The following is a 12,906-nucleotide window of genomic DNA, read 5'->3' on the forward strand; positions in this document are numbered from 1 at the left end:
GACTCGGGGTTGTCATTTGAGTACTTAAACAGATTTTGGAAATAAAAGTTTCCTTTAAACTTAGATTTTTGAAAATAAAAAAGGGTTGAACATTTGTCCAACCCTTCTCATCAATATTATAAAGAGGCTTAACCGATTTTCTCGATCAAGTCAGCAGCTCTATTAGAGTAACCCGCCTCGTTGTCGTACCAACCTACCACTTTAACAAGTGTTCCTTGCGCTGAAGTAAGTTGAGAATCAAAAATGTTTGAGTGAGGATTTCCAACGATATCAATAGAAACGATTGGATCTTCAGTGTACTCAAGAATGCCTTTCATTGGGCCTTCAGCCGCAGCTTTCATTGCAGCGTTTACTTCTTCTTTAGTCACTTCTCTTTTCAATACCACAGTAAGGTCTGTTAATGAACCATCAGGAATTGGAACACGCAAAGCGATACCGTCTAATTTTCCTTTTAGGTGAGGCAATACCAAGCCCACTGCTTTTGCAGCTCCAGTAGAGGTAGGGATGATAGATACTGCACCAGCTCTTGCTCTTCTCAAATCAGAGTGAGGGGCATCTTGAATACGCTGATCAGAAGTGTAAGCGTGAACAGTTGAGATATAACCGTGTACAATTCCAAAATTATCATCTAAAACTTTGGCCATAGGAGCCAAGCAGTTTGTAGTACATGATGCGTTTGAAAGAATAGTTTCTTCACCCGTCATGCTGTCTTCGTTAACACCCAAAACAACAGTTGGAATGTTACCTTTTGCAGGAGCAGAAATAACTACTTTTCTAGCGCCAGCTTTTAAGTGGCCGCCTGCGCCTTCTTCGTCCACAAATCTACCAGTAGACTCAAGAACAACATCAACGCCTAGTTCGCCCCAAGGGAGGTTCGCAGGTTCTCTTTCAGCATAGATTTTGATTTCTTTGCCATTAACTACAATACCATCTTTAGTAGAAGTTACAGTTCCATCGAATTTTCCATGAACTGAATCGTACTTTAAAAGGTGGGCTAAAGTTGCTGTGTCAGTTAAGTCATTGATCGCTACAACTTCGATGTTTTCTTTGGCCAACAATACTTTGAAAGTCAATCTTCCGATCCTTCCGAAGCCGTTGATCGCTACTTTGGTTTTAGACATATCTAGAAAGTTAATTTATGTGATTCTAAAAAGTGCTGCAAAGGTAACTAAGCCTTCTGCTATATCCAATACAATCGAGTGAAGTTGCACATAGTTCCGTCAAAATGATCTAATTTTTTCGCAAAAAATATTTTTGGAATTAAAATGGACTACTATATTTGCACCACGAAAAAAAATGGTCCGTTCGTCTAGGGGTTAGGACACTGGGTTTTCATCTCAGCAACAGGGGTTCGATTCCCCTACGGACTACTTCAAAAAGCTCAACTTAGGTTGAGCTTTTTTTTACCATCCTACGGGGAGCACGCCCGACAAACTTGCCCAATTCTAAATTCTTTCACTGGAAAAATTCTTAACGAATTGTTCTCCTACATACTACTTCAAAATGTTCGATTTTGGATGGCCTTTTTATGCCATTTCGTCACCGCGCCATAGACTGGCTCTTTTCTTTGAAATGCATATTGAAGAACGATAATAATACTACAATAGAACTAGATCGACTAAATCATGTGTCTGAAAATTAATTACTTATAGAATTCTGTTTGAATTCAAGTGCAATATGGGTTGATAATAGAATATAAATATTCATTTTTGAGTTGAGAGACTACCGATAAAATGAGAACTGTTTTTTCCTATGCGAGTGCACCCTTGAGGGTTCTGTTTTTGTTGCTTTTTTTGCTGATTCAGCATGCCAGTCAGGCTCAAATTATTAATATAGGTGCCCTGGTCGAGGGGGCAAATAATATATCTGCTCAAATGCAAATTTTTGAAGACTCAACAGCCTCTATGGATATTCAAGAAGTGAGTCAACAAAAGTTTAGATTAAACAGTAAGTCTGATTTTAATTTCCCATTTACTAATAGTGTCTTTTGGATCAAACTTGATTTTTCTAATAAGAACCAAGAAACTGATCAATGGAACCTTATTTGGAATAACCCTGTAGTCGAAGAGCTTATTTTCTATGAATACTCACCTGAGGATGGTCAAGTGAGTAATCAACAGGTGTCAAACTTGGCTGATCCTAAAGTGTTTTTCTTTGTTTCTCAAGAGCCTACATTTTCATTTGAATTACCCAAAGGTGTAGATAAAACTATTTATCTACGACTTGAAAGTAAGCGAGGGCATTATGGAGAAATAGTTTTGATGAGGTCAAGCGACTATCACTCCTATTTGATTTCAGACCTTGGTATTGATGCTTTTACAAATGGCTTGCTGATCTTTCGTTTACTATTGATTGGTATCATTAGCTTTTTCGTGGTCCAAGATCGCTTTTTTAGAGCATATTCTATTGTAATGTTCATCCGTACACTCGGGTTCTGGGGCTTGGCCAATGTAATAGGGCCTGTGTTTTCAAATGATCCGCTTATTATCCAGAAGATCGACCACTTCTTTTATACCCTTTCTCCTTTTTGTGTGCTTCTCTTTGCGCTAGGTACATTACAAATGGGGAAAGTATCTATTTGGATAAAGCGCTTAGGTTTAACTATTGCGGGGCTTAGTCTTTCAACGAATATGATACTTATAGCTGATTATCAATGGTATTGGCTAAAATTAGGAATGTGGTTTTCGGTGCTGAGTGGGGTGTACACCTTGAGTCTTTACGGCTACTTTATTCTAAGAAAATGGCCCATACAGAAATACTACTCTATACCGCTCATGCTTGTAATGGTAAGTAATATGTTGATTATGCTTCGGGTACTTACAGAATTGAATTTCAATGGTATTTTTCTGTTGGCATTCCTCTTGTTTGTAGCTGAAATTATTGTATTCATTGTTTGCTTGGGTAAAGTGTTTAAGCAAATTGAGAGTAAAAAAATTAATGTTCACCAGCGGTTAATTTTAGAAGCAGAACAGAACAAAAGGCTGAAAGAACTTGATGAATTAAAAACAAGCTTTTTTACCAACATATCTCATGAACTAAGAACGCCTTTAACCTTAATGTATGGACCAGCACACGAACTGAGTAAAAAATATCCACAAGAAAAATTTGTAACCTTACTCACTAACAACCTTTCTAAGCTGAAAAACTTGGTGAATGAGCTTTTGGATATCCATAAACTTGAAGCAAAGAAAATGAAGCCAGAAATAATCAAAGGAGATATTGCTGCTCATTTACGGTTACTCGTTTTATCATTCTCTTCATTGGCAGAATCAAAAAAAATCACACTAAAAATAGAAGAAAGTGAAGCTGAGTTCGAAGGCTTTTACGATCAAAGAATGCTTGTGAAAATCATCAACAACCTGATGTCTAATGCACTTAAGTTTACACCAGAAGATGGCCATATTTTAGTCAAGGTAGGTTATTTGAATAATCCGAATCGGTTAAATTTAAGTATAACTAATAGCGGTAATGGAATTGACGATGAACACCTGCCGCATATTTTTGAGCGGTTTTATCAAGGCAAAAACGCAAGCAGCGAGGGTACAGGTATCGGTTTGGCTTTGGTTAAAGAATTGGTAAATGTCTTAAAGGGAGAGGTTAGGGTAGAAAGTAAACAAAAACAAAGCACGACTTTTTATATCGAGCTACCAATTGACCGAAATCACTGGGGCAATCAGATAAGTTCTGAAGAGGCGATTATTATTCCTTCCATTCCTGAAATTCAAGAAGAAGTAAAGATTGAAGAAGAAAGTGTGTCGGAAGTGGGTAAAGAAATTTTACTTATTGTCGAGGATAACGATGATATGCGGGAGTATATTCAGTTGCTTCTGGCAGACGACTACGACATCCTGTTGGCGCGCGATGGAGTTGAGGGCTTAGCAATAGCCAGCAAGGAAGTGCCTGACATTATCATTTGTGATGCCATGATGCCCAATATGGATGGTCTTGAATTTAGTAAAATCATTAAGAGTCAGCTCGAAACCAGTCATGTGCCCATTTTGATGCTAACGGCTAAAACATCTGTTAATAGCAAGATTGCAAGTTATGAACTAGGGATAGACAACTATCTAACTAAGCCTTTCGATACACGTGAATTAAAGAGTATAATTCACGCGTTGGGAGTTAATAGAAAAAAACTTCAGCAAATTTATGCAAGGGAATTGGTAGACCTAAAACCCAATGAAATTAGAGTAGACTCAAAAGAAAAACAATTTTTAGACTCCTTGAAAAATTATTTGGAAGAGAACTTTTCCAATTCAGATTTGACTGTAAGCGATATTGCTGCCTCATTGAAAATGAGTGATACGCAGATGCGCAGAAAACTTAAGGGCATTAGTAATTATTCACCCAATGAATATCTTCGGAAGTTTAGACTGCAAAAAGCAGCTAGTTTGCTTAGGTCAAACTCACACTCTGTAGGTGAAGTTGCTTATAAAGTGGGTTTTGAAAATCTCTCCTATTTTTCTAAGGTTTTTCAGAAGGAATATGGCATTATACCTTCGGAATACACGAGTAAAAGCATCGATTGATATTATCTTCTTAAGTATATTTAATTTCAATATAGCCCTTTAGGTTTAGGGAGCTGCGCACAATTTCATTGCTCTAGAGTTTAAGTAAATCGCCCTAATCTCATTCCAAATGACTGTTTTGGTTGAAAACTGTCAAAGAATGTCAAGTTTGAGTTAAGCATTCGCTGTACCTACATTCTACTTTTACTGTACAATCACCTTGTAATAGTTAAGAGCATAACGCTCTATCGCGAGAGGTGATTATTGGTAATAATTTTCATTTAGAATAGCTTTGAAAATCAATAGAAGTACTCTCCACTTTAGTATTCAGAAACCTATTGTGGGTTTGTTGATTGCTATCTGTCTTATCTTAATGAATGGCGGATATAGCTATACACAAACAACTGTTGCATTCACCATTCAGGATGGTGCAGACATTGTGGAAAATGAAACCGCACCCCTCACTATTAATAATCCACCTACTGGAATTTCTTCGGAAGCAACTGCAATTTCGAATGTAGCCGTTACAGACGATGCATTGTTAGCCTGCGGACCTACTAATCAGGCTTTTCCTGGTATCCTTTCTTCTAAGGTTATTGGTGACCCCACCGAAGGACTGGTATCTTCTGCTACCATGCACTTTGGTAGTAGTGCCTCAGGAGCTCGAAGAGGTCGCGTTCAGTTTTTATACACTGCAGCCGAACTTAATGCAGCAGGGTTTATAGGTGGTGGTAAAATTTCATCCCTTTCGTTTATGTACACATTCGCTAGTAATCCAGCAAATACCGTTACTAACCTTACAATGAAAATGGGCTGCACAGGATTGAGCTCTCTTGGGGATGGTCTACCAACTGAAACTGTTCCTGAAGATCGTTGGGATTTTGAAACAGGCCTTACCCAAGTAGGAAGTTATGCAAGTGTTGCTCCACCCGCAGCATTTATGTTTCCTCCTACTTTTGCTTGGGTAGAATTTCCAATAAATGAGCCTGGGATGGATGGATTCTTGTGGGACGGTGTAAGTAATATACTTGTTGAATTCTGCAGCCCTGATTTGCAATCTGACAAACCATTTTTCCTGTCTTCTTCAACAACCGCTAATAATCAAGCATTATATCTTTATGATTTTGCTTCGGGTGATCCTGACGGATGCTCCTATACAGCAGGGAAGAAAAGCGCTATCCGGCCTATCGTGAGAATGGATGTCCGTTCTTCCTTTCCCAGTGTGAATCTATCAGTAAGTGCCAATTCAGGAACCGAAGCAGCAGGAACAGCAATCACAGTTACTGCTACTGCTGATGCTGCCGTAACAGGAGACCAGACAATTGATTTAGGTGTTAGCGGAACAGGTATTACAGGCACAGATTACAGTCTAAGCGCTGCTACAATTACCATATTAGATGGGCAAACTACAGGAACTGCCACTTTCACGATACAAGACGATGGAGCCATTGAAGGAGCCGAAACCGCAACTTTAACGATTAGCAACCCATCGGCAGGAATCACACTTGGCGCAACCAAAACCCGAAACGTCTCCATCACAGACAATGACACTGCTGGTTATACATATGCCCACAGTGGTGGAAATACCATTGTATCAGAAACAGGTACGACCGATGCTTTTACCATTGTTTTGAGTGCCCAACCTGCCTCAGATGTAGTAATCGATGTATCGAGCGGAGATACAGGCGAAGCTACTGTCAGTCCGGCCAGCCTCACTTTTACCGCAGCCAACTGGAACACACCACAAACCGTTACGGTCACAGGCGTTGACGATGCCATTTTGGACGGGACTCGAAATACCGGAATCACCCTTTCGATTAACGATGCTGCTAGCAATGACGCTTTCGATCCATTATCAAACCAAACAGTGATTGTAAGTACCACCGATGATGAGCTCCCAGAAGTAAGCCTCAGTGTTTCCGCGACTTTTGGCACCGAAGCTGCTGGCACAGTCATCACCGTGACCGCCACAGCCACTGGCGCAGTAATAGGTGACCAAACCGTTGATATAGCCGCGAGCGGAACTGGAATTACGGGAACAGATTATACTTTAAGCGCAGCTACAATTACCATTCTTGATGGTGCAACTACCGGCACAGTGACCTTCACCGTTCTTGACGATGCAGCCATTGAAGGAGCCGAAACCGCCACTTTAACGATTAGCAACCCTTCGGCAGGAGTGGTGCTTGGCGCAACCAAAACCCGAAACGTTTCCATTACAGATAATGACACTGCTGGTTATTCCTATGCCCACAGTGGTGGAAACACTACAGTATCAGAAACAGGTACGACCGATGCTTTTACGGTTGTTTTGAGTGCTCAACCTGCCTCAGATGTAGTAATCGATGTATCGAGCGGAGATACGGGAGAAGCTACTGTCAGTCCGGCCAGTCTCACCTTTACGTCCGCTAATTGGAATACGCCACAAACCATTACAGTCACAGGCGTTGACGATGCCATTTTGGACGGCACCCGAAATACAGGAATCACCCTTTCCATTAACGATGCTGCTAGCAATGACGCTTTCGATCCATTATCAAACCAAACGGTGATTGTAAGTACCACCGATGATGAGCTCCCCGAAGTCAACCTCAGTGTTTCCGCGACTTTTGGCACCGAAGCTGCTGGCACAGTCATCACCGTGACCGCTACAGCCACTGGCGCAGTAATAGGTGACCAAACCGTTGATATAGCCGCGAGCGGCACAGGAATTACGGGTACTGACTACACATTAAGTGCCGGCACTATTACCATTCTTGATGGTGCTACAACAGGAACTGCCACTTTCACGATCCAAGACGATGCGGGCATAGAAGGAGCCGAAACGGCCACTTTAACCATCAGTAACCCTTCAGCTGGCCTGACCCTAGGAGCGACCACAAGCCGAAATATTTCAATTACGGACAACGATACGGCTGGTTATTCCTATGCCCATAGTGGAGGAAATACTACTGTATCAGAAACAGGTACTACCGATGGATTTACTATTGTTCTGAGTGCACAACCTGCCTCAGATGTAGTAATCGAAGTATCGAGCGGAGATACAGGCGAAGCTACTGTCAGCCCAGTCAGCCTCACCTTTACGTCCGCTAATTGGAATACGCCACAAACCGTTACGGTCACAGGCGTTGACGATGCCCTTTTGGATGGCACCCGAAATACAGGAATCACCCTTTCGGTTAACGATGGGGCTAGCGATGACGCTTTCGATCCATTATCAAACCAAACGGTGATAGTAAGTACCACTGATGATGAGCTCCCCGAAGTTACCCTCAGTGTTTCCGCGACTTTTGGCACCGAAGCTGCTGGCACAGTCATCACCGTGACCGCCACAGCCACTGGCGCAGTAACAGGCGACCAGACAATTGATTTAGGTGTTAGTGGAACTGGTATTACAGGTACCGACTATACATTAAGTGCTGGCACTATTACAATCTTAGATGGGCAAACCACAGGAACTGCTACTTTCACCATCCTCGATGATACAGCTATTGAAGGAGCTGAAACCGCTACTTTAATGATCAGCAACCCATCGGCAGGAATCACACTTGGTGCTACCACAGCCCGAAACATTTCTATTACTGACAATGACACTGCTGGTTATTCCTATGCCCATAGTGGAGGAAATACTACTGTATCAGAAACAGGTACTACTGATGGGTTTACTATTGTTCTGAGTGCTCAACCTGCCTCAGATGTAGTAATCGATGTATCGAGCGGAGATACAGGCGAAGCTACTGTCAGTCCGGCCAGCCTCACCTTTACTGCCGCCAATTGGAACACCCCACAAACTGTTATGGTCACAGGCGTTGACGATGCCCTTTTGGATGGCACCCGAAATACAGGAATCACCCTTTCCATTAACGATGCTGCTAGCAATGACGCTTTCGATCCATTATCAAACCAAACGGTGATTGTAAGTACCACTGATGACGAGCTCCCCGAAGTCAACCTTTCTGTATCAGTGGCATTCGGTACTGAAGCAGCAGGGACAGTAATAACAGTTACTGCTACGGCCACTGGAGCAGTAACAGGTGATCAAACCGTTGATATTGCTGCCAGCGGAACAGGAATTACGGGTACTGACTATACATTAAGTGCCGGCACAATTACCATTCTTGATGGTGCTACTACAGGAGCTGCCACTTTCACGATACTGGATGATGCAGCTATTGAAGGAGCCGAAACCGCCACTTTAACGATTAGCAATCCATCGGCAGGAATCATACTCGGAACAACAACAGCCCGAAACGTTTCCATTACAGACAATGACACTGCTGGTTATTCCTATGCCCACAGTGGTGGAAATACCATTGTATCAGAAACAGGTACTACCGATGGGTTTACCATTGTTTTGAGTGCCCAACCTGCCTCAGATGTAGTAATCGATGTATCTAGCGGAGATACAGGTGAAGTCACCGTCAGTCCGACCAGCCTCACCTTTACGTCCGCCAATTGGAATACCCCACAAACCGTTACGGTCACAGGCGTTGACGATGCCCTTTTGGATGGCACCCGAAATACAGGAATCACCCTTTCGGTTAACGATGCAGCCAGTGATGATGCTTTTGATCCATTATCAAACCAAACGGTGATAGTAAGTACCCTCGATGATGAGCTCCCAGAAGTTACCCTCAGTGTTTCCGCCACCTTTGGCACCGAAGCCGCTGGCACAGTCATCACAGTAACGGCCACAGCCACAGGAGCAGTAATAGGAGACCAAACCGTTGATATAGCCGCGAGCGGAACTGGAATTACGGGAACAGACTATACTTTAAGTACGGGTACGATTACCATATTAGATGGGCAAACTACAGGAACTGCCACTTTCACGATACAAGACGATGGAGCCATTGAAGGAGCTGAAACCGCAACTTTAACGATTAGCAACCCTTCAGCCGGAATCACACTCGGAACCACAACAGCCCGAAACGTTTCCATTACAGACAATGACATTGCTGGTTATACATATGCCCACAGTGGTGGAAATACCATTGTATCAGAAACAGGTACGACCGATGCTTTTACGGTTGTTTTGAGTGCACAACCTGCCTCAGATGTAGTAATCGAAGTATCGAGCGGAGATACAGGAGAAGCTACTGTCAGTCCGGCCAGCCTCACCTTTACCGCAGCCAACTGGAACACACCACAAACTATTACGGTCACAGGCGTTGACGATGCCCTTTTGGATGGCACCCGAAATACAGGAATCACCCTTTCGATTAACGATGCTGCGAGCGATGACGCTTTCGATCCATTATCAAACCAAACAGTGATAGTGAGTACCCTCGATGATGAGCTCCCAGAAGTAAGCCTCAGTGTTTCCGCGGCATTCGGTACCGAAGCAGCCGGAACGGTAATTACCGTAACGGCCACAGCCACTGGCGCAGTAACAGGAGATCAAACTGTTGATATTACTGCTAGTGGAACTGGCATTACAGGAACAGACTATACATTGAGCGCAGGTTCAATAACAATCTTAGATGGGCTAACGACAGGTACAGCAACCTTTACCATTCTTGATGATGCAGCCATTGAAGGAGCTGAAACAGCAACTTTAACTATAAGTAACCCTTCGGCTGGCCTGACCCTAGGAGCGACCACAAGCCGAAATATTTCAATTACGGACAATGATACGGCTGATGTCACTCTTTCAGTAAGCACAAATACAGCTTCCGAAACAGATGGTACCGTTGTTACTATTACCGCCACTTCATCAGTAGCAGTAACAGGAGATCAAACTGTTGATATAGCTGCGAGCGGAGCAGGAATTACGGGTACAGATTACAGTCTAAGCGCTGCTGCAATTACAATCTTAAATGGAACAACTACTGGCACTGCTACTTTCACTATTCTTGACGATGCTGATATTGAAGGTACTGAAACAGCTACTCTAACCATCAGTAATCCTTCAAGTGGACTTAGTCTTGGTGTTACCACAACTCAGAACATTACGATTACTGATAATGAGATTCCAACAGTTAATCTTACTATTAACTCAGCCTCAGTAGGGGAAGCTGGCAATGTTGTTGTGCTTACGGTTACGGCTGATGTAGCTGTTGTGGGAGACCAAACAGTGGATGTGGCAGTTACTGGAGCAGGAGTTACAGGTACAGATTATGCCATCAACTCAGCCACTATTACCATTCTAAATGGGCAGACTAGCGGTGTTTCTAATGTGACATTACAGGATGATAGTTATGTTGAAGGCACCGAGACAGCCACTTTCACCATTAGTAACCCTTCAGCAGGAATAGTCCTTGGTACTACTACATCTCAAAACTTGGACATCTTGGATGATGACGTTGCAGGGTTGACTATTATAGAAAGTGATGGCAATACCACAGTTTCGGAAACTGGTACAACCGATGAGTTTACAGTAAGGTTAAGTAGTCGACCAACCTCAGATGTGATTATCGACATTTCAAGTGGAGATACAGGAGAGGCTACCATAAGCCCCTCTTCGTTAACTTTTACTCAATTCAATTGGAATCTTACTCAAACAGTTACTATAACTGGGGTTAGTGACGCTGTATTTGATGGTGACCAAAACACTACCATTACACTTTCTGTCAATGATGCAAGCAGTAATGATTTCTTTGATCCAATGGCAGATCAAACCGTAACAGTTACTACCACTGAAGCTCCACCAGCAGTTAACCTTTCAGTAAGTTCAAACACTGGAACAGAAGAAGATGGAACTATAATCACCGTTATCGCCACAGCGGCAAGAGCAGTGGTGGGTGATCAAATAGTAGATATTGCGGCTAGCGGAACCAGAATTACGGGTACGGATTACATTTTAAGTGCTGGTTCAATTAATATTCTTAATGGAGAAACTACTGGATCTGTCACTTTTACTATTCAAGACGATGCATTAGGGGAGGGGAACGAAACAGCCACATTAACCATTACCAACCCTTCGGGCGGAATACTATTAGGTACGACTACATCTCAGGATGTAATGATTACTGATAATGACCCGATTGAAGTAAACCTTTCTGCAAATGCCAACTCAGGTTCAGAGATAGGTACGGTCATTACACTTCAGGTAACTGCCGCATTCGCAGTAGTGGGAGACCAAACGGTAGATTTATCTGTGAGCGGAACAGATATTACCTTTACTGATTATGCCTTAATCAATCCTACTATTACAATACTAGATGGACAAACATCGAACACAATATCCTTTACTATTCAGGATGATACTTATGTAGAAGACACAGAAACGGCTACTATTACTATGGGTAATCCTTCAGCAGGACTTGCTTTAGGAGCAATTGCAACTCTGGATATTACTATTATAGACAATGATGTAGCGGGTTTTAATATTACCGAAAGCGATGGTAACACTTCCGTTTCAGAAACAGGTACAACAGATGATTTCTTGGTCAAGCTAGACAGGAGGCCAACTAGCGATGTCGTTATTGATATTTCTAGTGGAGATTTAGGGGAAGCCACTGTAAGTCCTACACAACTAACATTTACTATTAATACTTGGAATACAGCGCAAACAGTAACGGTTACAGGTGTTGATGATAACTTTGTGGATGGAGATCAGAATACTACAATCACACTTTCTATTAATGATGCCAACAGTAACGATCTCTTTGATCCAGTGGCGGACCAAACTCTAACGGTTACCACTATTGATGATGATGCCGTTGGTTTTACGGTTGCACAAAGTGATGGAAATACTGCGGTTTCAGAAACAGGCACTACCGATGAATTTACCGTTGTTCTGAGTGCACAACCTGCTTCGGATGTAATTATTGATATATCGAGTGGAGATACAGGCGAAGCCACAGTAAGCCATGCCAGTCTGACTTTTACCGCAGCGAACTGGAATGCACCACAAACCATTATAGTTACTGGGGTTGATGATGCACTTGTAGATGGAAATCAAAACACTACAGTGACCTTGTCTATTAATGATGCAGGCAGCGATGACTCATTTGATCTGCTGGCTGATCAAACCATTATGGTTACTACTGTTGATGATGATACGCCTGGGTTTACTATTGTTGAAAGTGATGGAAGCACCGAGGTATCAGAAACAGGAACTATCGATAACTTTACAGTTGTACTCAATTCTCAGCCTACATCTGATGTGTTGATTGATGTATCCAGTGGAGATTTAGGTGAAGCCACAGTAAGCCCCACCAGTCTGACTTTTACCACAGCTAATTGGAATACACCACAAACCATTATAGTTACTGGGATTGATGATGCGCTTGTAGATGGAAATCAAACTACTAATATCACCTTGTCAATTAACGATGGTAGTAGTGACGATTTGTATGATCCTTTAGCTGATCAAGTTGTATCTGTTATTACGACAGATAATGACTTTCCTGAGGTCAACCTTTCAGTAAGTGCCAATACTGGCTCCGAAGCT

General features: G+C 42.4%; 3 protein-coding genes and 1 tRNA gene. 3 read left to right on the plus strand and 1 reads right to left on the minus strand.

The annotated features are described in order from the left end of the window. Positions 1-128 precede the first annotated feature (128 nt). The gene (gene gap / locus MB14_RS17260) at positions 129-1,121 is read right to left on the minus strand and encodes a type I glyceraldehyde-3-phosphate dehydrogenase (RefSeq protein WP_053223173.1); all 993 of its coding nucleotides are present in this window, start codon (positions 1,119-1,121) and stop codon (positions 129-131) included. 177 nt (positions 1,122-1,298) lie between these two features. Between gap and MB14_RS17265 the strand changes: the two genes are divergently transcribed. The 3 genes from MB14_RS17265 to MB14_RS17275 form a co-directional block, all read left to right on the plus strand. Beyond that, positions 1,299-1,370: transfer RNA gene (locus MB14_RS17265), tRNA-Glu, on the plus strand. 504 nt (positions 1,371-1,874) lie between these two features. After that, positions 1,875-4,529 (plus strand): ATP-binding protein, encoded by a 2,655-nt coding sequence (locus MB14_RS17270; protein ID WP_165899476.1) that lies wholly within the window; start codon positions 1,875-1,877, stop codon positions 4,527-4,529. Between the two features lie 271 nt (positions 4,530-4,800). Further along, on the plus strand, positions 4,801-12,906 hold an 8,106-nt coding region (locus MB14_RS17275), incomplete at its 3' end, for a Calx-beta domain-containing protein (protein WP_311316244.1).

Origin of the sequence: Roseivirga ehrenbergii, from assembly GCF_001593005.1 — a bacterium.
GTDB lineage: Bacteria > Bacteroidota > Bacteroidia > Cytophagales > Cyclobacteriaceae > Roseivirga > Roseivirga ehrenbergii.